We start from the raw sequence: 23,207 nt of genomic DNA, 5'->3' as shown, positions 1-23,207 counted from the left end.
CTTGCCGAGCGTTGCTCGAAGACAAGAGAGGATCGGCTCCAGCCGACTAACGAGGTAAGGCGTATGAGTCAAAGCGTGCTGATTGCGGGGGTGGGCATGTCTGCGTTCGTCCCGCTGGGCGCTGGCGACAGTGTCGCTGCGTTGGCGGGCAGGGCGATGCGCCAGGCGCTCGACGATGCGCGCATTGACTATGACCTGGTCGACCAGGTGTTCAGTGCCAGCGTGAGCAGCGCTGTCGGTTGCACTGAGCAGGTCCTGGCCCAGGTCGGCCTGACCGGTGTCCCGGTATTTTCCCTCGCGGACGGCTGCACGGCAGCCAGCAGCGCCTTGCAGCTGGCGCGTCACAGCGTGTTGTCCGGTCAGGCCGAATGCGCATTGGCACTGGGTTTCGAATGCATGCCGGCGAACGTTACCCACCGCGCCTTCTTTGGTCTGGACGACAGCGCGCCGCAGGCCTGGGACGGCCTCGGCCAGCCCGATGCCTGCCAGGCTCATTTTGCCCGGCGCGAGCATCCTGCCGCGCTGTTCGCGGCCCAGACCAGTTGGTTGCTGACCCGCATGGGCGTGGCCCAGAGCAGCTTCGAGCAGGTACTCAGTCAGGCCCGGAGCAAGGCCATGCTAAACCCCATGGCTGTGCTCAACCGCAGCACGGCACTCGATGGCTGGCGGGCTCGCTACCTTTGCCCGCCGGCGAGCGGGGCGGCGGCGGTGCTGCTGTGTACCCCGGGTTTCCTGGCCCGCTACGGCGCTCGCGGTGGTGTGGCCGTCAGGGCCTGTGTGCGCGGTAGCGACCTGGCCTCCGAGCAGGAGTCCGGCTGTGTGCTCGATGTGCTGGGGCGCGCCACGACCCGGCGGGTTGCGCAACTGGCGTATGAGCACGCCGGTATCGGTGCCGACGAGATCGAGGCCGTGGAGCTGCATGACCAGAGCGTCGGCGACTTCATGGTGTACAGCGCCGCCCTCGGTTTGTGCCGGGAGGAAGGTATCGACGGCTTCGTGCGCGAACGACGCAACAGCCGCGGCACCCCGGTCGATGTCTGCGCCTCCGGCGGATTGCTCGGTCGCGGCCATGCCCCGGGAGCAACGGGGCTGGCGCAAATCACTGAATTGGTCTGGCAGTTGCGCGGCACGGCGCCGTCCAGGCACGACAACGGTGTCCGGACGGCCCTTGCGCACAACGCGGCGCTGGGTCGTTCGGTATCGGTAACCATCCTGCAGCGCACCTAAGGACAGCGTCGCAGTGCCGTTTCAATGCGTTTTCATGAACCACAGAGAAGGTGAGCCCGTTAGATGAACAACAACAATAAGATCTGCCATGCAAACCTGCGTCGAGGGCTTTTGGCTACAGCAATCCTGGCCGGGATGGGCATCGCGCCCGCGCAAGCCCTGGAAATCGATACGGGCAACGAAGACCTGTCGGTGCGTTTCGACAACACCTTCAAGCTCAACTACGGCCAGCGCGTGGAAAGTGCCAACAGCAAGCTGGCCAACAGCTGGAACAACAATGATGGCAACCGCAACTTCTCATCGGGCAGTGCGGTGTCCCAGCGCCTGGACGTGCTCTCGGAACTGGACGTGGTCTACAAGCAGAAGGCCGGCTTTCGCGTCAGTGCCAACAGCTGGTACGACCATGCCTATGACAATGTCGGCAGTGCCAACGCCTCTACCAACCAGCTCAATAACGGCGTACCGGACTCACGCCATATCAGCGGTTATGCCGACCGTTACTACAACGGACCGTCTGCGGAAATCCTCGATGCCTTCGTGTTTGGCAGCACCGAGGTCGGTGACGAAACCCTGCTCAGTGCCAAGCTGGGCAGCCATACCCAGTACTGGGGCGAAAGCATCCTGGCCTTCGCCCATGGCAACAGCTATGGCCAGTCGGGCCTGGACATCACCAAGGGGCTGACAGTGCCGGGCACCGAGGCCAAGGAACTGTTCATCCCGCGCAACCAGTTGTCCAGCAGCCTGACCTTTGGCCCGGAGCTGACCCTGAGCGCCCAGTACTTCCTCGGTTGGGACGCCTCGCGCCTGCCTGAATCGGGTACTTACCTGGGGTTCAACGACGGCATCCAGAGTGGCGGGCACAACCTGTCGCTGATCGGTGGACGCAATCCACTCTTCGGTGCCCCGGGCCCCATTGGCGCCAATGAATTCCTGCGCCTGACCAACGGCCACACCTTCACCCCGGACAATCACGGCGACTTCGGCCTGATGGCCAAGTGGAGCCCGGAATGGCTGGATGGGACCCTGGGCTTCTACTACCGCAACACCTCGGACATCCTGCCCAACCTGGTCCTGCAGCCGACGGCTGTCGGCCCGGCGCAGCTGATCTCGGGCAACATCGGCAGCTACAACCAGTTCTACGTCGATGATATCGATATCTACGGCATCAGCCTGTCCAAGAGCATCGCCGGGGTCAGCGTCGGTTTCGACCTCAACTACCGCGAGAACATGCCGCTGGCCAGTGTCGCCGCCACCGTCAGCCCGGCCGCGGCCGCTGCCGGTCTGCCCGGATTCATCGGCAGTTTCGATGGCAACAACGGCGTGGCCCGAGGCAACACCGTGCATGCGGTGCTCAACGGCCTGACCACCTTCGCCGACACACCGGTGTGGGACAGCGCCTCGCTGCTGGTGGAACTGGGCTACAGCCGTTGGCTGGACGTGACCGACAACAAGCAGCTGTTCAAGGGCGAGGACTGGTACCGCGGCGTGGACAAGGTCAGCAAGGACAACTACGTCATTGGCGTCAACTTCAACCCGACCTGGTATCAGGTTTTCCCCGGCATCGATTTCTACATGCCGGCCACTTACAACGTCGGCCTCAATGGTAATTCAGCCGTCCAGATGGGGGGCAACGAAGACTCCGGAAGCTATTCGATCGGCGTTGGCATGGACGTGCACAACCAGTATCGCTTCGACCTGAAGTACGTGGACAACTTCGGTCCGTTCGATACCTGCGACCGCGCCGGCAATGCCGGCAGCCAGGGAGAAGGTGCCGTACCCGGCGCCAATGGCCAGTACAACTGCACGCCGGGGCAGGCCACTGCCTTTGGCGGTACATCGGCCCAGCTCAAGGATCGCGGCATGGTCACCTTCACCTTCAAAACGACTATCTGATCGAACGTTGCCAGGCAACAGGAGAGACCCCATGAAACTTGCCCAATCCGTATTGGCCGCAGCCCTTGCGCTGGCGGTAACCGGTGCCGCCCACGCGGCCGTATCTTCCGACCAGGCCGCCCGGCTTGGCAGCACATTGACCGGCGTCGGCGCCGAGAAAGCCGGCAATGCCGACGGCAGCATCCCGGCCTATACCGGTGGCCTGACCCAGGCGCCGGCCAGCTACCAGGCGGGCAGCTCGTTTCGCCCCGACCCCTTCGAGAATGAAAAGCCGCTGACGGTGATCAACGCCGGTAATGCTGCCCAGTACGCCGGCAAGATGACAGCCTCGACCCAGGAACTGCTCAAGCGCTTCCCGTCGTTCCGCGTCGATGTCTACCCGACCCACCGTACCGTGGCCATGCCTCAGCGATTGCTGGACAACACGGCGAAAAACGCCGTGGGGACCAAAACCACCGAGGGTGGAGTCGCCCTGGACAATGCGTTGCCCGGCGTGCCGTTCCCGATCCCCGCCGATGGCTATGAAGCCATGTGGAACCACCTGCTGCGCTATCAGGGCTTTGCGCTGAACTCCAAGTACGACTCCTGGAACGTCGACTCCTCGGGCAGGGCGACCCTCGCCACCACCGGCAACGCCTACATCGAGTACCCGCTGTACGACCCGGCCCGTACCACGGCGGCCAACGAGAGCGACGTGTTCTTCAAGACCAAGCTGTATTACCAGGGCCCGGCACGCCGCGCCGGAGAAGCCATCCTGGTGGTCGATGCGGTCAACCCGCTCAAGCAAGGCCGCCGTGGCTGGCAGTACCTGCCGGGACAACGCCGGGTGAAACTGGCGCCGGACATCGCCTACGACACGCCGAACCCGGGGTCGGCCGGCAGCTCGACCTATGACGATTCCTGGGTGTTCAACGGTGCCCTGGACCGTTACGACTTCAAGCTGGTGGGCAAGAAGGAAATGTACGTCCCGTACAACACCTACAAGTTGAACTACCACAAGGTGGCCGCAGACGTGACCACCCCCAACCACGTCAATCCTGACCTGATGCGCTGGGAACTGCACCGCGTGTGGGTCGTGGAAGCGACCCTGAAGCCGGGCAAGCGCCACATCTACAGCAAGCGCACCTTCTACCTCGATGAGGACAGCTGGATTGCCCTGGCTTCGGACGAATACGACGCCAGCGGCAAGTTGTACCGCGGCGCCTTCGCCCACATGGCCTACAGCTACGACGTGCAGGCGCCGAACTCGGACAACCACCTGTTCTACGACTTCATCACCGGTAGCTACAACATCACCGGGATGTACGGGCCGTACGGTGGTGTGAAGTACATCGAGCCGCTCTCCAAGGCCCAGTGGGCTCCGGAATCGCTGGCCGGTGCCGGAATCCGCTGACAGGACTCCATGTGGTATTTGCCATCGGGGAGAGGCCACACCTCTTCCGGTGGCTTTTTTTATCCGGGAAACAGCGATGAACAAATTCAGATGGACAGTGCTCATTGCACTGGGTGCCGCGTTGGCCTTGCCTTTCACCCGTGCGGTGGTGGCGGCGGATTTCGCCGATACCCTCGACCGGCCGGCGTTGCAGACCGACAAGGCGCTGCATGGCATTTTCACGGGACTGGCCAGTGCCGGCGGGCGCCTGGTCGCGGTCGGCCAGCGTGGCCACATTTTCTATTCGGACGATGCAGGCCTGCAATGGCGTCAAGCCAGGGTACCGGTCAGCTCTGACCTGGTGGCCGTGCATTTCCCCAGTCCGTCCCAGGGCTGGGCCGTCGGCCATGACGGCGTGGTGTTGCACAGCAGCGACGCGGGTGAAAGCTGGAGCCGTCAATTCGATGGCCGCGACGTCGGCTCGACCCTGCTCGCGTATTACCGCAAGCAGGCCGCGGCTCGGCCGGACGACGAGGCGGTCGCAAGCTTGTTGGTCGATGCCCAGCGCATGTTCGAGGAGGGCGCCGACAAGCCGTTCCTCGATGTGTGGTTCGAGAATGACCAGATCGGTTACATCGTCGGCGCCTTCAACCTGATTTTCCGTACCGACAACGGTGGCCGCAGCTGGACGCCGTGGCTGGACCGGACCGACAACCCCAGTGCCTTGAACCTGTACGCCTTGCGCCCGGCCGGCAATGAACTGTTCGTTGTCGGCGAGCAGGGCCTGGTGCTCAAGTTCGACCCAGCCAGCGAGCGTTTCAAGGCCACCCCCACGCCCTACAACGGCAGTTTTTTCGGCATTGTCGGCAAGCCCGGCGCGGTGCTGGTGTTCGGCCTGCGCGGCAACGCCTACCGCAGCGTCGATGCCGGCGCCCACTGGAACAAGGTCGAGCTTGGCCTGCCCCTGAGCATCACCGCCGGCACGGTCACTGCAGACGGTCGGATCATCCTGTTGAGCCAGGCCGGCCATGTACTGGTCAGCAACGACGATGGCGTAAGTTTCAAGCTGCAGGCGAAAAACGGCCTGGCGCCGGTGGCCGCGGCGCAAGTGTCAACGGCCGGTGCACTGGTACTGGCCGGCGCCCGCGGTCTTCGCCAGCTACCCCTCGAATAAGCCCAACTGCGTACAACAAAAGAGACAAGACACGATATGGGTACCTACGAACTCGATACGATGCCGGTGGTGCGGGAGCTCAAGGGCTTCGACGCCCGTTCCGGCAACCTGCTCGAACGCTTGATCTTCAACAACCGCCTGCTGGTGGTGCTGAGTTGCCTGGTGATCACCGTGCTGCTCGGTTACTTCGCAGCCACTCGTCTGAGCCTGACTGCCAGCTTCGAAAAAATGCTGCCGCAAAGCCAGCCGTTCATTCAGAACTACCTGGAAAACCGCCAGTCCTTGCGCGGGCTCGGCAATGCGGTGCGGGTGGTAGTGGAAAACACCGAAGGCGATATCTTCGACCCGCAGTACCTCGATGTGCTCAAGCAGATCAACGACACCCTGTTCGTGACCCCGGGTGTGGACCGTGCCTGGGTCAAGTCGCTGTGGACGCCGGCGGTGCGCTGGACCGAAGTGACCGAAGAGGGGTTTCGCGGCGGCCCGGTGATGCCCGATGCCTACGACGGCTCGGCCAAGGGCGTCGAGCAGCTGCGCTTGAACATTGCCCGATCCGGCATCGTCGGCAGCCTGGTGGGCAACAACTTCAAGTCGAGCATGATTTTCGTGCCCCTGCTGGAGAAAGATCCGGTCACCGGCCAGGCCATCGACTACCACGCTTTCTCGCGGGTTCTCGAAGAGCAATTGCGTAACAAGTACGAGTTCACCGGCGGCAATGAAACCCATGCCCGGGGCGAGGAGGGCATGGGCCCGATCAAGGTCCGGGTGATCGGCTTCGCCAAGCTGGTCGGCGACCTGATCGACGGCCTGGTGCTGGTGATGATGTACTTTGGCGCTGCTGCGCTGATCGCCACGTCGATCATCTATTTCTTCACCCGCTGCGTGCGCAGCACCACGCTGGTGATTCTCTGTTCGGTGATCGCCGTGGCCTGGCAACTGGGTCTGGTCGCGCTGATGGGCTATGCGCTCGACCCGTTCTCGATCCTGGTGCCGTTCCTGGTGTTCGCCATCGGCGTGTCCCACGGTGCGCAGAAGATGAACGGCATCATGCAGGATGTGGGGCGCGGCACACACCAGTTGGTCGCGGCGCGCTACACCTTTCGCCGTCTGTTCCTGGCGGGGCTGACGGCCTTGCTCGCCGATGCGGTTGGCTTTGCCGTGCTGATGCTGATCGACATCCCGGTGATCCAGGACCTGGCCGTCACCGCCAGCATCGGTGTGGCGGTGTTGATCTTCACTAATCTGGTGCTGTTGCCGGTGCTGCTGTCGTATTGCGGTGTCAGCCGCAAGGCAGCGGCGCGCAGCCTGCGTCAGGAAGACAAGGAACTGCGCGGCAAGGGCCTGGGCAATCTGTGGAGCCTGCTCGATCGCTTTACCGAGCGCCGCTGGGCCACCGTCGCCGTGATCGTCGCCGGGTTGCTGGCGGCGGGCGGGTTCATGGTCAGCACCCAGTTGCAGATCGGCGACCTTGACCCGGGTGCGCCCGAACTGCGCGCAGACTCCCGCTACAATCGCGACAATGCCTACATCACTGACAACTACTCGCTGTCCAGCGACCAGTTCGCCGTGATGGTCAAGACCGCGAGCGAGGGTTGCCTGAAGTACGAGACCCTGGTCGAGGCCGACCGTCTCGGCTGGCTGTTGCAACAGCAGCCGGGGGTGCAGACCACCGTGTCGCTGGTCAACGCCGTACGGCAGATCACCGCGGGTTCCTATGAAGGCAACCCTAAGATGCTGACCATCGCGCGCAATCAGGACGTACTCAACTATGGCGCGCAACAGGCCTCGGTGAACAACCCCGAACTGTTCAACAGCGACTGTTCGATGATGCCGGTGGTGGCCTACCTGGCCGACCACAAGGCACAGACCCTCGAGCATGTGGTCAGTGTCGCCGGGGCCTTCGCTCGCGAACACAGCAACGGTGAACGCCAGTTCATGCTCGCCGCCGGCAGCGCGGGGATCGAAGCGGCGACCAACATCGTGGTCCGCGAGGCCAACCGCACCATGCTGGTGTACGTGTATGGCGCGGTGATCGTGCTGTGCTTCATCACCTTTCGCAGTTGGCGCGCGGTCGTGGTGGCGGTGGTGCCCTTGATGCTGACGTCGGTGCTCTGCGAGGCATTGATGGTGTGTCTTGGCATGGGCGTGAAAGTGGCCACGCTGCCGGTGATCGCCCTGGGCGTGGGGATCGGCGTGGATTACGCGCTGTACCTGCTCAGTGTGCAGCTGGCCCAGCAGCGTGCCGGCCTGTCGTTGACCGAGGCCTACAAGAACTCGGTGGCGTTCACCGGCAAGGTGGTCGCTCTGGTGGGCATCACCCTGGCGGCGGGCGTCATCACCTGGGCCTGGTCGCCGATCAAGTTCCAGGCGGACATGGGGATTCTGCTGACGTTCATGTTCATCTGGAACATGATTGGAGCGCTGGTGCTGATACCGGCGTTGTCGCACTTTTTGCTCAGGAAGGCTCGCTGAGCTGTCTGCGATCTTTTGATCTTGATCTTGGCGGCCTTCGGGCCGACCAGGCTCTCTGTTTGCGTACCTATCCATTCCTGCGGTAACGACCGCTAATGGCTCCTCCCATACGGCGGGCTCTGTAGGAGCGAGCTTGCTCGCGATGGAGGTCAACGATGATGCGGGGAACCTGACACCCCGCGGTGCTCTCAGGTCTTTCGTCGGAACGCCGCCCGGAGCAAGCTCGCTCCTACAGAGCCCGCCGCCATCGGCCATCCATGGTCGGGGGCGGCTACCGCGGCATCCATGCCGCGGTGCCCACTACGCAGAACCTCCGCTCGGTCTCACGAGGGGGCAAGAAGATCAAAAGATCGCAGCCTTCGGCAGCTCCTACATTGACCGGGTACACCACCAATATCGTGTACGGACAAAAAAACCTGTAGGAGCTGCCGCAGGCTGCGATCTTTTGATCTTGGCGGCCTTCGGGCCGACCAGGCTCTTTGTTCGTGTACATATCCATTCCTGCGGTAACGGCCGCTAATGGTTCCGCCCATACGGCGGGCTCTTTAGGAGCGAGCTTGCTCGCGATGGAGGTCAACGATGATGCGGGGAACCTGACACCCCGCGGTGCTCTCAGGTTTTTCGCGAGCAAGCTCGCTCCTACAGAGTCCGCCGCCATCCATGCCGGGTTGCCCACTACGCAGAACCTCCGCTCGGCCTCACGAGGGGGCAGGAAGATCAAAAGATCGCAGCCTTCGGTAGCTCCTACATTGACCGGGTACACCGTCAATATCGTGGACGGACAAAAATCCCTGTAGGAGCTGCCGCAGGCTGCGATCTTTTGATTTTTGAATCCCGTTCAGGTACGCCAATTTTGCGGATCAGGGGCGTCGAGAAATCACGTCAGCAGGGAGGTGCAGTTGTGCACCCCCTTATCACGCAGGCTTGAGCGGCACGATCAGCGGGCCGTCGAAGGCCTGCATGATCAGTGAAGCGGGCTGGTCATGGCTGATCAACTGGGCCATGGCGTTCATGTAGGGCGTCAGGTGGCGGAAGTATTTCTTGTAGGCGGGGCACAGGTAGTTCAGTCCGGGTTCGCCGTTGGGCGCGGTCATGAAGCGGTTTTTCGGGCATTCACCGTGGCAGGCGAAGCGGTAGTCGCATTGTCGGCACATGGTCGGCAACGTGGTTTCCTTGGCCGCACCGAACGCCTGCTGGGCCGGGGAGGCGAGCAGGGTGGCCGGGTCATCTTCATTGAGATTGCCCAGGCGGTACTCCGGGTACATGAAGTGGTCGCAGGAGTAGACGCTGCCGTCATGTTCGACGATCGCTGCCTTGCCGCAGCGCGGGCTGAACAGGCAGACCGAAGGCGCCAGCTGGCACCAGGCCGCCAGGGCCCATTCGAAGTTCATTACATGGATGTCGCCGACGTCATGGCGTACCCATTCGTTGAAGATGGCGATGAGAAAATCGCCATAGCACTCGGGTTCGACACTCTGCGCCGTGACCACCCCGGGTTCGTCCAGGGCGTGCAGGCGCAGTTCCGGCGGGGTGGCGAAGCTCAGGCCCTGCTTGACATCCGCCGTGCCCGGAAGGCGTTCGACCACCGGGTTGAACTGGATATGCCGCACACCCTGGGCCTTGAGAAAACCATAGATTTCCAGCGGATGGTTCGCCACGTCGCGGGCCACGGTGACCAGCACGTTGAACGGCACCCCGTGTTTCTTCAGCACGCCCAGGCCAGCCATGACCGCATCGAAACTGGAGCGGCCGCGCTTGTCCGGCCGGTAGAGGTCGTGGACTTCACGCGGCCCGTCGAGGCTCAGGCCGACCATGAAACCCTCGCGGGCAAGAAAGGCACACCACTCGTCATCGAGCAGGGTGCCGTTGGTTTGCAGGGTATTGCGGATGACCTTGCCGGCGCCTAACTCGCGCTGACAGGCCACCGCCCGCTGGAAAAAATCCAGGCCCAGCAAGGTCGGCTCGCCGCCTTGCCAGGTGAACTCCACTTCGGGGCTGGGTTGCGCGGCGATGTAACCCTGGATGTACGCGCGCAACACCTCGTCAGACATGCGAAAGCGCTCTCTGGGCGGGTACAACTGCTCCTTTTCCAGGTAGAAGCAGTAGCTGCAATCGAGGTTGCAGATCGGACCGACCGGCTTGGCCATCAAGTGCAACCCCTGCACCGCGGGAGAAGCGCTCGCCATCAGAGAAACCCGACCTTGCGCGCGTCGCTCAGCACGAAGCGACGCAACAGGCTCAAGGACAGGCGACGCAGGTGGTACAGCACCTTCGCAAAGGGCCCGACCAGCAACAGGTCCTGGCTCTTTTGCACGGCGCGGACCATGCCTTCGGCGACCACCTCAGGCCCACAGCCCTTGGTCTGATAGTACTTGTGCAGTCGCGTGAGCTGGGCTTCGTCGACCGAGGGCGAGACGTTGTTGCGGGCATGGGTGATCGGCGTATTGATGATGCCGGGACAGACCGTGGTCACGCAGATATCGCTGTCGGCCAACTCCATCTTCAGCACTTCGTTGAACCCGAACACCGCATGTTTGGAGGCGGCATAGGCCGCCATCGTCGGCGACGGATACAGACCGGCCGCCGACGCCACGTTGAGCACATGGCGCGGCCCGCCGGCCTTGAGCATCTGCGGGATGAAGTGATAGCAGCCATGCACCACCCCCATCACGTTGATGTCCAGCACCCGTTGCCAGTGGGCCAGGTCGCTTTGCAGGAACTGGCCCAGGTAACCGATGCCGGCGTTGTTGATCAGCACGTCGAGCGCCCCGAGCGAGGCATGGAGCTTCTCGGCCAGCTCCCGCACGGCTTCGCTGCTGGAGACATCCAGCTGATGGATGGTGCAGCGGGAGCCGAGGGCTTCGACGTCCATTTGCACCTGCCTGAGCGCAACGAGATTGATGTCGGTGGCAATGATCCGGGCGCCACGGCGGGCGAATGCCAGCGCCGCGGCGCGACCGATGCCGGAAGCGGCGCCAGTGATCAGGACGTTCTTGTTCTTAAGTTCGGTAGTGGCCATGGAAATCTCCTGGGCAGGGCAAGGGTTCAGGGCAAGTAAGCGACATGCACGTCGTCGACCTTGCCGTTGAAAGCGAACGGCGCGCGGTCGAAGTAATCCAGGGCAACCGGCGAGCCGAGGTCCTGGGCCACGTCAAAGGTTTCGCTGGCGGTGAAGGTGAATGCCGGGGTGAACGGCGTCACGCCGCTGGCGACTTCCTGCCCCCCCAGGCGCAGGCTCAGATTGGCTGGCGCGCCCAGTTTGGTCGTGCTCATTTGGGTCAACACTTCGATGTTGGCTTTACCGGCCGGCACGCGTTCGGTCGAGCGCAGCTTGACCCGGGCAATGGCCAGGGCGTTGTACTCGTAGACCAGATAACCATCGTCCAGGTACAGGCTGACACCGCCACCGATCCCGCCCATGGCATACAGCACGCCACTGGCCTTGGCCGGCACGTCGGCGGTCACCAGTACCCGGTTGTTGCGGCTGCGCAGGTTGGGCGCGGTGAACTCCGGGAAGCGCTGGGTGCGATCGCTGAAGTTCCATTCACGTTTGTCCGTACCCGGGCGTACATCCGGGTTCATGAAGGGAAACAGACCGGCGCCGATCGGGTAGACGTGGTTGGCCTTGGCCTGGGTATCGAACTCGGCCTTCAGCTCAGCGAGTTTTTCCGGGTGGCTGGCAGCGACATCCGTGGCTTGCGAGTAGTCGTTGCCAAGGTCATACAGCGCCCACTGGTCGTTGTCCGGGTTCCAGCCCATGAACTGGGCAAACCCTTGCACCCAGGGTTTGCGCGGACCGAATACCGAGGCGATCCAGCCGTCCTTGTAGATGCCACGGCTGCCGAGCACTTCGAAGTACTGCGGGGGTTTGCGCGACTTCGCATCGGCGTCGGCAAAGGTGTAGCGCAGGCTGACGCCGTCCATCGGGTCCTGTTCGACGCCGTTGACCACCTTGGGCGCGCTGATGTCGAGGAGGTCGTAGACCGTCGGGACAATGTCGTTGACGTGGTGAAACTGCCCGCGGACCTTGGCATCGGCCTTGATCTGCTTGGGCCAGGAGACCGCCATCGGCGTGCGCGTGCCGCCGAAGTAGCCCGCCACCAGTTTGGTCCCGATAAAGGGGCCTGAACCCGCCCAGGCCCAGGCGGCGTTGTACATGCTCTCGAGTTTCGGGCCGCCGAGGGCCGACAGGCCACCGTAGCTGCCGTTGAGTACCTTGAGCTGCTGCTCCTTGGGCACTGGAATGCCATTCTGCGCCAGCAGTTCGTTGATGGTGCCTTCCATGCCTTCGGCCGAGGCCCCGTTGTCGCCGAGCACATAGAAGATCAGGGTGTTGTCGCGTTTACCCTCCAGCTCAAGCTCGTCGAGGATCTTCCCGGCCTGGGTATCGGCATGCTCGAGGAAGCCTGCGTAAACCTCCATCAGGCGCGCCTGGTATTGCTTTTGCCCGGCGTCGAGGCTGTCCCAGGCCGGCAGCTCGGCGGGGCGCGGGGTCAGCTTGGCGTCCTTGGGAATGAAGCCCATGGCTTTTTGGCGGGCGAAGGTCTGCTCGCGATACGCATCCCAGCCAGCGTCGAACTTGCCTTTGTACTTGTCGGCCCATTGGGCGTTGACCTGGTGCGGGCCGTGCACGGCACCGGGGGCCCAGTACATGAAGAAGGGTTTGTCCGGGGCGTAGGTCTTGTGGTCCTGCAGCCAGTTCACCGCGCGGTTGGCCAGGTCTTCGCTGAGGTGGTACTTGGGATCACGAGGCGGTTCGATCGGCGTGGTGTTGAGATACAGGCGCGGCTCGTACTGGGAGGTTTCCCCGGCCATGAAGCCATAGAAGTGTTCAAAGCCATAGCCGGTCGGCCAGCTGTCGAACGGTCCGGCAGCGGTGGTTTCCGACGTCGGTGTGTTGTGCCATTTGCCGAAGGCGGCGGTGCTGTAGCCGTATTGCTTGAGCACTTCGGCCATGGTCGCCGAACTCTTGGGAATCTTGCCGGTGTAGCCGTCCCAATCTGTGGCCAGCTCGGCGATCACGCCATTGCCGACCCGGTGGTGATTGCGGCCGGTCAACAGGGCGGCGCGGGTGGCCGAGCTGATGGCGGTGGTATGGAAGGCGTTGTAGCGCACACCGCTGTCGGCCACCCGGCTCAGGGTCGGGGTGTGGATGGCGCCGCCAACCGTGTCGGCCTGGGCGAAACCGGCGTCATCGAGCATGATCACCAGGATGTTCGGTGCACCGGCCGGTACATGGGACTGGGCCTGGCGCTTCTGGTGATGGGAATCCTGCAGGGTCGGCCCGGCGGTGCTGGCCGAAGGCGTCGGCGCGAAGGGCAGGGTGTCCTGGGCGCAGGCGACGGAGCTCGCCAGCAGCATGCTCACCTTCAGTGTGAAATGCCCGGTGCGCGCAAACTTCTGAATCATGGAAGACTCCTGTTCTTGTTGTTGGCGGAGTGAGTGGGGCGCCCCCCTCGGGGAGGGGCGCCGGGAATCGGTCACACCGAGAAACTGGTGATGTCCTTGGGCTGGATGTCGTTGGCCTCGCAGTAGGCCAGGTAGCGCTGCACGCTGGTCTTCCAGTTCTCGATGGCAACGATGTTGTCGTTTTCGTCCATGTACATGAGATCGCCCAGGGTGACGTTGAACGTGATCACCTCGTCGCCGTGTTCGGGCAGGCCGATGGGCGTATGGCTGGTGGCGGCCGTCTCGAACACCACGCCACCTTCAGTGGAGATCCAGTCGTGTTCGAGGTACTTCCAGCCACCCTTGATGGTGTAGACGATCACGGTGCCGGAGTGGTGGTGCTTGGGCAGGGTCATGCTGGCGGGCGCCTTGAGCAGGGTAATGACCTCGCCACGCACCGGATCGCACTTGATGTACTTGATGAGCACGTCGTCGTTGTAAGGCGCGAAAGGCACCCAGGGCAGGTCGTCGGCGTTGATGGCGGCGGTATCGATGCTTTCATACAGCATGGTGGTGCTCCTCGGATGGGCCGTTGGCGGCAGGTGGATGTTCTGAGAGGCATCGTGCGGGAGCGGGCAGAAATTACCCCCCCGGCGACGAGGGGGGTGGGCGTTGCGCACGGTTTTGAATCAGTGCAATTGCGTGAGGGCTTGCGCCGAACGGGTGCTGCTCAGGTAGCGCCAGAACAGCAGGGCAAAGACGATGTCGCTCGCCGCCAGTGTCGGCAGCGGCCAGGCAATGGTGCCCGCCAGCCAGTGGCTGGTGATGACCGCGACGACGAGGATCTTCAGCGCGATCCCCAGCACGATGTACGGGCGATAGCGCACCGGGTCGCGGCTGATCATCCAGTAGGCCCAGCCGAACATCAGCACCACGATCATGGTGATCTGGATGAACAGGCCCGTGGTCGGGGTCATCTGCAGGCCCATCAGTTGGGCCACCGGCTGCGTGGCCACCAGCAAGGGCAGGCCCGCCAGGATGTTGAAGCCGGCGGCGATACTGAACAGGGTGCGGGCGTAAGCGTTGGACATGGAGTACTCCTCGATAGGGTCGGACAAGGCTCAGCCCAGCAGCCTGAGCAGGGTGGGGTAGCGGTTGGGGAACAATCGGCTCAGCCAGAACATAGTGCTGGACTTGTTGCCGGTGATGACCCGGCGGCTGCCGTGGCGCATGCCGTGGATGATGTCGGCGGCGCAGTCGGCGGGCGGGGTCAGCAGCATCTTGTCGGCCAGGCGGGCGAACTTCGCTTCCTCCTCGCCTGCCGCCTTGCAGCGCCGGCCGGCCCGCTCGATGTTGGTCCTGATGCCGCCGGGGTGGACGCTGATGGCGCGTACGCCGCTGCCCCTGAGTTCGGCCCAGAGGCATTCGGTCAGGCCGCGCACGGCGAACTTCGACATGTTGTAGGCGCTTTGCGTGGGGTAGCTGAGCAGGCCGAACACGCTGGAGATGTTGACGATGCAACCTTCACGCTGGGCCAGCATCTTCGGCAGAAAGGCCTTGGTGCCGTACAGCACGCCCCACAGGTTGATGCCCAGTTGCCACTCGAACTCTTCGATGCTGGTGTTGGCCACGGTGCCGATCACCGTGGCGCCGGCATTGTTGATGACGTAGTGAACCGTGCCGAAGTCGCGCATGACCTCTTCGGCGTGATCCTGGAATGCCGACCAGGACGAAACATCCAGCGTGTAGCCCCGGGCCTGGCTCGCTTCAGGGAGCAATCCCAGAGTGACATCGAGGCTCGAACGGTCGATGTCCGAGAGCGCCAGCAGCGCTCCCTCCCGGGCCAGTTGCACAGCCAGTTCGCGGCCGATACCGGAGCCGGCGCCGCTGATCACCACCACTTTGTTGTTGAACATCTTGGCTACCTCTTGATTGGCAGGCAGGGCGGCTACTTGCTCAGGATGTGAATCGCCACCGCCGCTTCTTCGACGCCCTGCAGGCCGCCGCCGTTTTCCTGTATGGCATGCCGCGCGCCTTCGACCTGGCGCTTGCCGGCTTCGCCGCGCAACTGGGTCACCAGTTCATAGAGCTGGCCGATACCAGTGGCGCCCAGCGGATGGCCCTTGGATTCGAGACCGCCGGAGGTGTTGACCGGAACGCGCCCGCCCAGGGTGAATTCGCCACGTTCGGCGGCCGGACCGCCTTCACCGGGGGCGACGAAGCCAAGGTTCTCCACCTGGATGATTTCGCCCATGGCCGAGGCGTCGTGTACTTCGGCCACATGCATGTCGCGGGGGCCGAGGCCGGCCTGTTCATAGGCCATTCTGGCGGCCAGGCGCCCGACGTGGAGCTCGGGCTGATCGAGGCGACGGTTGCTGAAACTGCGGATGACGCTGGCCGCGACCTTGATGCAACGGCTCTTGTCGGCGCCGATGCGCTTGAGGCCTTCCTCGGTGCAGAGAATGGCGGCGGCAGCGCCGTCGGACAGAGGGGCGCACATCGGCAGGGTGATCGGGTAAGTGATGGGTGGCGCCGCCAGGATCTCTTCGATGCTGAAAGGCTTACGGAATTGCGAGTAAGGGTTGTGCACCGAGTGGGTATGGTTCTTCGCCGACACCGCGGCAATCTGCCGTTGCGTGGTGCCATAGGTACTCATGTGGTGCCGGCACATCGCAGCGTAGATGGCCATGAACTTGCTGTAGGGTTTGTCCGATTCACTGCCTTCGGGCACTTCGACCCCTTCGCCCATTTGCACCAGGGTCTGGTAGTTCTGTTCGGCGCGGGAGATGTCCCAGCCGGCCTCGAAAATCGAGAGGGCCTTGAGCTTGTCGGCGATGTTCATCTTCTCGGCACCGATCGCCAGCGCCACGTCGGTGGTGCCGGCCTTGAGGCTCTGCACGGCCAGGTTGAAGGCGGCACTGCCCGAGGCGCAGGCGTTTTCGATGTTGTAGATGGGGATGCCTTCGATGCCGACCTTGCTCAGTACGACCTGGCCGGGGATGGCGATCTGGCCTTGCAGCGGGCCATTGGTCATGCCGGCATAAAAGGCGATGCCCAGGTCTTCGGTGCGGCACCCGGCATCCTGCAATGCGCCATTGAGCGCTTCGCGCGCCAGGTCATCGAGGCTGCGTTCGAGGTGTCGGCCGAAGACGGTCATGGCGATGCCGGCGATATAGACGGTGCTCATGAAAATTCCTTGTGATGAGTCAGGGAAGCAAGCTGGAGGCCCGGGCCCTGCACCGGACGCAGTCGCCGATGCAGGCCAGGGCCGGTTACAGGCGTCAGATGTTTCGATCCAGGTTTTGCCAATAGGGCTGGCGCAGGTCTTTCTTCAACACCTTGCCCACCGGGCTGCGCGGCAGGCTGTCGACGAAATCGACCGACTTGGGCGCCATGACGTGTCCCAGCCGTTCCTTGCACAAGTCGATCAGTGCCTGGGCGCTGACGCTCAGGCCGGGGTTGAGCTCGACCACGGCCTTGACCGCTTCGCCCCATTTCTCGTCCGGTACACCGATCACCGCACAGTCCTGTACCGCCGGATGGCTCCACAGCACTTGCTCGACTTCGCTGGGGTACACGTTGAAGCCGCCGGAAATGATCATGTCCTTCTTGCGGTCGGTCAGGTGCAGGTAGCCTTCGGCGTCGATGTGGCCGATGTCGCCAGTGTGCAGCCAGCCGTCGATGAGGGTTTCGGCGGTCTTGTCCGGCTGCTTGTAGTAGCCCTTCATGACCAGGTCGCCGCGCACGCAGATCTCGCCGGTGGCGCCGCGTGGCAGGATCCGCTGGTCATCGTCCATGACCTCCACGCGGATCAACGGGTAGGGACGGCCAACCGATGACAGGCGCTCGTCGCTGGCCATCTGGCCGTCGACCAGGTGCTCGTCAGGGCGCAGGAAGGCGATGCTGGCCGGGGCTTCGGTCTGGCCGTAACCGCCGGCCATGATCGGGCCGAATACTTCGATAGCCTTTTTCAGCTTCTGCACCGACATGGGGGCCGCGCCGTACATCAGGTACTTGACCGAGGACAGGTCGAGCGTCTCGATGCCGGGCATTTCCAGCAGCTTGTAGATCACCGTCGGCGGCAGGAAAAACTCGGTGACCTTGTGCTGCATGATCGCGCCGAGCATCACCGCCGGGTCGGGCCGGGTCACCACGACCACCGTGCCGCCCTGGGCGGTGCACGGCACGGCCAGCAGACCGGCGGTGTGGGTCATGGGCGCGGCGGCCAGGTTCACCGGCGTCTCGCCATTGCGGTAGGCGCAGGCCAGCATGAAGTGGGCGATGAAGGTCTGCGTGCTGCGGTGCGTGTTCATCACCCCCTTGGGCATGCCGGTGGTGCCGCCCGTGGGCGAGAGCATGATCACGTCGTCCATGTCGTAGCTGACTTCAGGACGGGTCGAGGGCTGCTCCGCGCTCCAGCGTTGCAGCGACGGCGCATCGCGACCTTCGGCATCGATGCAGACCCAGTGCCGGATCTTCGGCAGCGACGGACGCAGGTCGTCGATGATCGCGGCGAACTCGTCCTGGTAGAACATCACCTCGCAATCGAACGCATCGAGGATGTAGTGGTTCTCTTGCGCCGAGTTACGCGCATTGACCGGTATCCAGGTCATGTTGGCGCGCCACAGGCCCAGGGTGCAGGCCCAGGCGGTGACGTCGTTGGCCGACCACACCGCGCCCTTGGTTTCCTTGGGCAAGCCCAGGGCCAGCAGGGTGTTGGCGATGCGACAGGACAACGCACCGACTTCCTCGAAGGTGTAGGACCGCGCGCCCTGGATATAGGCGATGCCGTCCGGGTTCAAACCCCAGCCGCGGTCGTAGAAATCAATGATGGCCATGAAGGACTCCCGTGCCGCCGATCAGAGCTGAGTGACCGTGGCCCGTGCCAGGCCACGCTCTTCCAGGAAGCCCAGCAGGTAGCGATGCCCGAATGCCTTGGAGCCGGAAGCGAAGCCGACCTTGGCGGTTTCGCCATCGATCAGCTTGATCGCGGCGGCAACCTGCAAGGCCCCGGTGGCGATGTAGGCGGTGGTGCCATGCACGGTGGCGCGCACGGCCGACAGCTGGCCGCGGCCGATGGCGGTGTCGACCATGCGCACGGTGGTGGTGCGCTCGCGCGGTGGCATGCTCGGCGTGGTCGACTGCACGATCTGCTTGAGCACTTCATCCTGATGCTCTGCCGGCAGGTGTTTGTATTCGGCGTCCCACTTCTGCCCCAGGCCATGCACCATCTTCATCACGTCGTTGTCGTAGAAGCCGACGCAGGAGACACAGGAGCGCACGCGCGGGTCGTTTTCGAAATACACCGGCAATGAAGTGCCGCCCCATGGCAGGGCAAAGACCGGCTGCAGGAAATCAGGCGAAGGAATGCTGAAGGAGGTGCCGACGGCGTGCGGGACCAGTTTCTTCTCCCACAGGTAGCATTGCTCGGCGCGGTACATCTCGAAAATGGAGGCGGTCGAACCCACGGTCACACCGGCACCGACTCCGCGCGGGCCACGGCACAGGGTCGAGGTTTCCAGGGCGTCGATGCCCGGCGTTTCCAGGGCCAGTTCGGCGGCGATTTCTGCGTAGGTGAACATGTAGGACAACGATGGCGAGACCAGCAGGCCGGCCTGGGCATAGAGATGGCCGAACTTCTCCCGCACTTCGCGCATGTAGCTTTGCTCACCGGTGGTATCCAGGTGATGGCAGCCGGCCTTGAGCGCGGCCTCGACCGTGGTCAGGCCGAATTTGACGAACGGGCCGACGGTGTTGCAGACCACCTTGGCGCCACGGAACGCCTCGGTCAGCGCCTCCACCGTGTGCTCGGCTTCGATGACTTCATAGGTGGCCGACTCCAGGCGCACCACGCGCTGGGCCATCATCTCGTGCACGCGTCCGGCATTGCGTGCCACGGCGGTGAAGGGGATGTTCTGGTCGATCAGCCAGTCCATGGTGAGCATGCCGGTGTAGCCGCTGGCGCCATAAACGACGACGGGATATTTAGCCATTTTCGTGTCTCTCTTGTTTTTAAAAGGTTGTTTTTTGGGGGGGGGAGTGGCAGGGCCGGGGTCAGTATTGCGACCAGCCTTCGGCATAAAGCTGTTGGCACAACAGGCCAACACGCATAGTGATGATGGAGTTCTCGCCGTCTTCGATCAGGGCGGCGCGGGCATCGCGGAAGATCTTCTCGATCGGGTATTCACGGGAAGTACCGGCACCGCCGAACAGCTGCAGCGCTTCATGGGCGACCTTCATGCAGGCTTCAGTGACGGTCACCTTGGCCGACGCCGTGGCGTAGGGATGGCTCTGCGGTGACAGGCGGGCGAACGCCAGGGAGCGTCGGGCCACCGCGCGTGCCAGTTCGACCTGACGCAGCATGTCGCCCAGTCGATAGCGCGTGAGCTGATGGTCGATCAGCAACTGGCCGCCCTGTTTGCGTTCATGACAGTACTGCAAGGCCATTTCGAACGCCCCGCGCGCCACCCCGGTGAACACCTGGGACATGTGCGTGCCGGCGTAGGACCAGGCCGAGGACTGGTTGCCGTAGTATTGATCCTTGCCCGCGATGGCGAAGCGCGCCGGTATCTTCACGTTGTCGAAATAGACTTCGCCCTGGGGCAGCGAGCGCTGGCCGATCTTGTCCAGCGGCTTGCCGCGCGATACGCCGGGCAGGTCCAGGGGCACGATCACGGCGACGCCGTTGGGGCGGCCGTCGGCGTCGAAAAAACCGTCGCCATAGTCGGCGGTGATGTAGGCCAGCGCCACCTGCGCCACGGCCCCGTTGGAGACCCAGGCCGAGCACTGGCCGTTGAGGACGATCTCGTCCTTGCCGACTCTGGCCGTGAGGGTGCCCTTGTTGCCGGACTGACCCTGGGGCCATTCGCGCTTCATGTCATAGACCATGATGTCGCTGCCCTTGTCCGGATGAGTGATCATCCAGCAGCCGATCTTGCCCTGGCACAGCTCCACCAGCTCCTGATTGCCCACGGCCTTTGCCATACGCAGCGGGAAACCGGCGACCGCCAGGGAAACGGCCAGGCCGGCATCGCCCCAGCCCATTTCCTCGCCAATCAGAGACTCCAGGCGCACGGCAGTTTCGGCGGGAAACTGCGTCAGCAGTTCCGGGTCCAGACCCAGCTGTGCCGCTTCGGTGAACACCGACCAGAAGGGCGAGCCGGGCGCGCAGACATCGGCCGCTTGCATCTTGTCGAGGGCCTGGCCGACCGGGCGCAGCACGTTCTTGGCGAACTGATGCACCGATTGCTGGATGGCCGCTTCTTCTTCGCTCAATGGCGTTTCAAAACCCGTCAGGCCAACGGCGGGTAACTGCAAGGTGTCGTGTAATGTGATCATTGGCGCTTGCTCATCCGGGGAAGGAACGAACCCACGCAATCGACCTCGTGGGGGCTGGAACATGGACGCCATGATTGTTCTTCCCGGGATCGACAACTCACTGGAAAAGGGGGCATATTTGTCAAAATCTGCTCATCAGGGAGCGCCGGTGACGCCGCAACAGAAAGTCCATGAAGTGTTGGGACTGCCCATGGTCGGTGGCCTGGTGTGCAACCAGATGCCGCTGTATGCCGAGCGCTATTTTCTGCACGAGACAGACCTCGACATGCCCCCGGTGGGGGTCATGACCCTGCTCACTCAATTCGGTGGTTCCCGGGTGGAAGAGGGCACGGACGAGACGTCGCGCCTGAGCACATTGCCCAGCATGTCGATGCTGATGCCGGCCCACTGCGCCACCCATTGGCGCTACTCGGGCAGCGTGGACTTCGCGGTGTTCTACATTCCCGAGCGTAGTGACGGTGTGTTTGGCCGGTTGCTGGAGTGCTGTGCCAGGACCCAGGCACCGCTGGCCTTCAGCGACGCCCTGGTCAGTGCGGCGGCCCGGCAGCTGCTCGATGAGCTGAATATGGGAAAACAGGCCGACCAGGGCTTCATGGCGCGGCTGGCGGCTGTGATGCTCGAACAGGTGTGCCGTGCGCTACGCCTGCAGACCCTGGGTTCGATCAACCCGCCGCACATTCAATTGGCGCGCCTGCAATCGGTGGTGGCTTACATGCGCGAGCATCTGGCTGAAGACTTGTCGATCCACCAGTTGGCGGCCCGGGCAGGGGTCAGCCCGGCGCATTTTCGCCGGCTGTTCGACAATGCCATGGGCATTGCACCCCACCGGTATGTGATGAACCTGCGGCTCGAGCACGCGCGCGAACTGCTCATGCAAACCGACCTGCCCATCCTGCATGTCGCGCTGGAGTGCGGTTTCAGTACACAAAGCCACCTGACAGCCGCCTTCAAGACGGCCCACGGAACCACGCCGGCCCAGTTTCGCACCCGGTCCGGCGTCGGTCGCGGCTGAGAGCGGTCAGTGCAGCGAGGCGAAACTCACCGCAGGCCGAAAGCAGGTGTATGGATGGGATTTGCACGGATCGGCGGGCAGATAACGCGATTGCAACCAGACTTCCTTGATCGGGGTGATGGTTACCAGCATCGCGGTCAGCGATGCAATGACACACAGCATTATTATTATTTTCATAGGCTCACCTGTTCGCGAACGTGAAGGGCGCAACGGATTGTCATGCGTTGAAAATAATGCAGCCGGGGTTTTGCGGCCCCCCCCCAATGTTAGGGGGGAGCGGCGGAGGGCTTCACGGTGGCTCGGCACTATCTCGAGAACCGGGGCAGCCAGATCTATGGCGGTGCCAGCGAAATGGAGGGAAAGGGGGAAGGAGAGTGCCGGCGCTGGTCGAGTACGATCGAACACCGTGTAAACATAACTCAACTAAATGGTTGTTTAGTTTAGTTATAAGAAATACTTATATAAGCGAGCAGGGCAAAGGGACGTTTCTAACCGAAAACAGCCAACCAGATCGTATGCCCACCACAAGCCGGATCTTCCGTTATTTGCTCCACAACGCTAAAACCATGGGTATTGAGCAGTGCAACATATTCATCGTGGTCCAGGCTGGCATGATAAAGCGTTTCACCCTCGAAGCTGCCCAACGCAACGCCATGGGCCGTTCCGCTGGTAAACATCAGCGCAGCACCAGGCTGGGCATGGGCCTGGAAAATCGGGAACATTCGACGCTGATCCTCAGGCGTCAGGTGAAAGAAACTGTCCCACGCCAGGATGCCTGCGAAACGCTGTTCAAGCGCCAATTGGCGCATGTCGGCCACATGCCAATCGTGCTGCGCAAAACGTTGCCGACACAAGGCGATCATCGCCGTGGACGAATCAATGCCAGACACAGCGTGTCCCGCGCCGATCAAGTAACCAGCCATGGGTTCGGCACAGCCACAGCCGATGTCGAGGACATGACCAGCCGCAACCGGCATGGCCTGGCGAAAACGATCCAGCCAGGATTGTTCGACCAGACGCCGCGAGCGAACACGATCCCATGTTTGAGCGTGACGTTCGTAGAGATCGATGATCTGATGGGCTGCTTCATGCATGAGGGAGAATCCTGGGGGGGGGATTTGGTCGAGGGATGTGGCTGGGGGTTGAAATGTACCTGGGAGACAGCCTGTGTGGAATACCTATGAGTACGCATAATGTATATTATGTTAAATCGTATGTTATGTAAGATATGTTGACGACCAGCTTGAACCACTGATCCGACAAAACCGTTTCTGACTTCCACTCTCTCGATGAGCCATGTACCAAATGTTCATGGCGAGCCTTCAAATGAG

Annotated in this window: 18 protein-coding genes; 6 read left to right on the top strand and 12 right to left on the bottom strand. The window is 62.8% G+C overall.

Annotated elements, in window-relative coordinates; genetic code table 11:
- Nucleotides 1-63: 63 nt before the first annotated feature.
- The 5 genes from KW838_RS20980 to KW838_RS20960 all read left to right on the top strand — a co-directional run bounded on the left by KW838_RS20980 (nt 64) and on the right by KW838_RS20960 (nt 8,138).
- Nucleotides 64-1,227, top strand: a complete 1,164-nt coding sequence (locus KW838_RS20980; protein ID WP_218503328.1) for an acetyl-CoA acetyltransferase — start codon at nt 64-66, stop codon at nt 1,225-1,227.
- 63 nt (nt 1,228-1,290) lie between these two features.
- Complete coding sequence (locus KW838_RS20975) at nt 1,291-3,120, top strand: DUF1302 domain-containing protein (protein WP_218503326.1); 1,830 nt, start codon at nt 1,291-1,293, stop codon at nt 3,118-3,120.
- A 31-nt stretch (nt 3,121-3,151) separates the two neighbouring features.
- A complete protein-coding gene (locus KW838_RS20970) occupies nt 3,152-4,513 on the top strand; it encodes a DUF1329 domain-containing protein (protein WP_218503323.1) in 1,362 nt (453 codons plus the stop codon).
- A gap of 76 nt (nt 4,514-4,589) precedes the next feature.
- Nucleotides 4,590-5,666 carry a YCF48-related protein gene (locus tag KW838_RS20965; RefSeq protein WP_218503321.1) on the top strand — a complete coding sequence of 359 codons (1,077 nt, stop codon included), beginning with the start codon at nt 4,590-4,592 and terminating at the stop codon, nt 5,664-5,666.
- A 36-nt stretch (nt 5,667-5,702) separates the two neighbouring features.
- On the top strand, nt 5,703-8,138 hold the full coding sequence (locus KW838_RS20960) for an RND family transporter (protein WP_218503319.1): 2,436 nt from the start codon (nt 5,703-5,705) through the stop codon (nt 8,136-8,138).
- A gap of 914 nt (nt 8,139-9,052) precedes the next feature.
- Here the strand turns inward: KW838_RS20960 and KW838_RS20955 are convergent.
- From KW838_RS20955 to KW838_RS20910, 10 genes are all read right to left on the bottom strand, one after another.
- Nucleotides 9,053-10,324, bottom strand: coding sequence for an anaerobic sulfatase maturase (locus tag KW838_RS20955; RefSeq protein WP_218503317.1), 1,272 nt, complete (start codon nt 10,322-10,324; stop codon nt 9,053-9,055).
- Nucleotides 10,324-11,157 (bottom strand): SDR family NAD(P)-dependent oxidoreductase, encoded by an 834-nt coding sequence (locus KW838_RS20950; RefSeq protein WP_218503314.1) that lies wholly within the window; start codon nt 11,155-11,157, stop codon nt 10,324-10,326. Before KW838_RS20950 ends, KW838_RS20955 begins: the two co-directional genes overlap by 1 nt.
- 26 nt (nt 11,158-11,183) lie before the next feature.
- Nucleotides 11,184-13,547, bottom strand: coding sequence for an arylsulfatase (locus KW838_RS20945; protein WP_218503312.1), 2,364 nt, complete (start codon nt 13,545-13,547; stop codon nt 11,184-11,186).
- Between the two features lie 71 nt (nt 13,548-13,618).
- Nucleotides 13,619-14,095 carry a 2,4'-dihydroxyacetophenone dioxygenase family protein gene (locus KW838_RS20940; protein ID WP_095966183.1) on the bottom strand — a complete coding sequence of 159 codons (477 nt, stop codon included), beginning with the start codon at nt 14,093-14,095 and terminating at the stop codon, nt 13,619-13,621.
- A 120-nt stretch (nt 14,096-14,215) separates the two neighbouring features.
- The gene (locus KW838_RS20935; protein WP_218503311.1) at nt 14,216-14,617 is read right to left on the bottom strand and encodes a hypothetical protein; all 402 of its coding nucleotides are present in this window, start codon (nt 14,615-14,617) and stop codon (nt 14,216-14,218) included.
- A 30-nt stretch (nt 14,618-14,647) separates the two neighbouring features.
- A complete protein-coding gene (locus tag KW838_RS20930) occupies nt 14,648-15,442 on the bottom strand; it encodes an SDR family oxidoreductase (RefSeq protein WP_218503310.1) in 795 nt (264 codons plus the stop codon).
- A 32-nt stretch (nt 15,443-15,474) separates the two neighbouring features.
- On the bottom strand, nt 15,475-16,713 hold the full coding sequence (locus KW838_RS20925) for a thiolase family protein (RefSeq protein WP_218503309.1): 1,239 nt from the start codon (nt 16,711-16,713) through the stop codon (nt 15,475-15,477).
- Nucleotides 16,714-16,807: 94 nt separating this feature from the next.
- Nucleotides 16,808-18,364 carry an AMP-binding protein gene (locus tag KW838_RS20920; protein ID WP_218503308.1) on the bottom strand — a complete coding sequence of 519 codons (1,557 nt, stop codon included), beginning with the start codon at nt 18,362-18,364 and terminating at the stop codon, nt 16,808-16,810.
- Nucleotides 18,365-18,385: 21 nt separating this feature from the next.
- Entirely contained in the window at nt 18,386-19,519 is a 1,134-nt protein-coding gene (locus KW838_RS20915) for a trans-acting enoyl reductase family protein (RefSeq protein ID WP_218503307.1), read from the bottom strand.
- 61 nt (nt 19,520-19,580) lie between these two features.
- The gene (locus tag KW838_RS20910) at nt 19,581-20,864 is read right to left on the bottom strand and encodes an acyl-CoA dehydrogenase family protein (RefSeq protein WP_218503306.1); all 1,284 of its coding nucleotides are present in this window, start codon (nt 20,862-20,864) and stop codon (nt 19,581-19,583) included.
- Nucleotides 20,865-20,982: 118 nt separating this feature from the next.
- Between KW838_RS20910 and KW838_RS20905 the strand changes: the two genes are divergently transcribed.
- On the top strand, nt 20,983-21,876 hold the full coding sequence (locus tag KW838_RS20905) for an AraC family transcriptional regulator (protein ID WP_256358925.1): 894 nt from the start codon (nt 20,983-20,985) through the stop codon (nt 21,874-21,876).
- 6 nt (nt 21,877-21,882) lie between these two features.
- On the opposite strand, the gene KW838_RS20900 is transcribed toward KW838_RS20905, so the two are convergent.
- A complete protein-coding gene (locus tag KW838_RS20900) occupies nt 21,883-22,053 on the bottom strand; it encodes a hypothetical protein (RefSeq protein WP_158248446.1) in 171 nt (56 codons plus the stop codon).
- 311 nt (nt 22,054-22,364) lie between these two features.
- Nucleotides 22,365-22,970: a class I SAM-dependent methyltransferase gene (locus tag KW838_RS20895; protein WP_218503303.1), complete on the bottom strand. Its 606-nt coding sequence runs from the start codon at nt 22,968-22,970 to the stop codon at nt 22,365-22,367.
- Nucleotides 22,971-23,207 lie beyond the last annotated feature (237 nt).

Origin of the sequence: Pseudomonas sp. PDM27, assembly GCF_019219205.1 — a bacterium.
Classification (GTDB): domain Bacteria; phylum Pseudomonadota; class Gammaproteobacteria; order Pseudomonadales; family Pseudomonadaceae; genus Aquipseudomonas; species Aquipseudomonas laurylsulfatiphila.
This window is presented reverse-complemented; position numbering and strand designations above follow the sequence as displayed.

Excerpts from the sequence above, each read along its gene's own strand:
- KW838_RS20980 (WP_218503328.1), top strand. The coding sequence starts at position 64 with ATGAGTCAAAGCGTGCTGATTGCGGGGGTGGGCATGTCTGCGTTCGTC.
- KW838_RS20975 (WP_218503326.1), top strand. The coding sequence starts at position 1,291 with ATGAACAACAACAATAAGATCTGCCATGCAAACCTGCGTCGAGGGCTT.
- KW838_RS20970 (WP_218503323.1), top strand. The coding sequence starts at position 3,152 with ATGAAACTTGCCCAATCCGTATTGGCCGCAGCCCTTGCGCTGGCGGTA.
- KW838_RS20965 (WP_218503321.1), top strand. The coding sequence starts at position 4,590 with ATGAACAAATTCAGATGGACAGTGCTCATTGCACTGGGTGCCGCGTTG.
- KW838_RS20960 (WP_218503319.1), top strand. The coding sequence starts at position 5,703 with ATGGGTACCTACGAACTCGATACGATGCCGGTGGTGCGGGAGCTCAAG.
- KW838_RS20955 (WP_218503317.1), bottom strand. The coding sequence starts at position 10,324 with ATGGCGAGCGCTTCTCCCGCGGTGCAGGGGTTGCACTTGATGGCCAAG.
- KW838_RS20950 (WP_218503314.1), bottom strand. The coding sequence starts at position 11,157 with ATGGCCACTACCGAACTTAAGAACAAGAACGTCCTGATCACTGGCGCC.
- KW838_RS20945 (WP_218503312.1), bottom strand. The coding sequence starts at position 13,547 with ATGATTCAGAAGTTTGCGCGCACCGGGCATTTCACACTGAAGGTGAGC.
- KW838_RS20940 (WP_095966183.1), bottom strand. The coding sequence starts at position 14,095 with ATGCTGTATGAAAGCATCGATACCGCCGCCATCAACGCCGACGACCTG.
- KW838_RS20935 (WP_218503311.1), bottom strand. The coding sequence starts at position 14,617 with ATGTCCAACGCTTACGCCCGCACCCTGTTCAGTATCGCCGCCGGCTTC.
- KW838_RS20930 (WP_218503310.1), bottom strand. The coding sequence starts at position 15,442 with ATGTTCAACAACAAAGTGGTGGTGATCAGCGGCGCCGGCTCCGGTATC.
- KW838_RS20925 (WP_218503309.1), bottom strand. The coding sequence starts at position 16,713 with ATGAGCACCGTCTATATCGCCGGCATCGCCATGACCGTCTTCGGCCGA.
- KW838_RS20920 (WP_218503308.1), bottom strand. The coding sequence starts at position 18,364 with ATGGCCATCATTGATTTCTACGACCGCGGCTGGGGTTTGAACCCGGAC.
- KW838_RS20915 (WP_218503307.1), bottom strand. The coding sequence starts at position 19,519 with ATGGCTAAATATCCCGTCGTCGTTTATGGCGCCAGCGGCTACACCGGC.
- KW838_RS20910 (WP_218503306.1), bottom strand. The coding sequence starts at position 20,864 with ATGATCACATTACACGACACCTTGCAGTTACCCGCCGTTGGCCTGACG.
- KW838_RS20900 (WP_158248446.1), bottom strand. The coding sequence starts at position 22,053 with ATGAAAATAATAATAATGCTGTGTGTCATTGCATCGCTGACCGCGATG.
- KW838_RS20895 (WP_218503303.1), bottom strand. The coding sequence starts at position 22,970 with ATGCATGAAGCAGCCCATCAGATCATCGATCTCTACGAACGTCACGCT.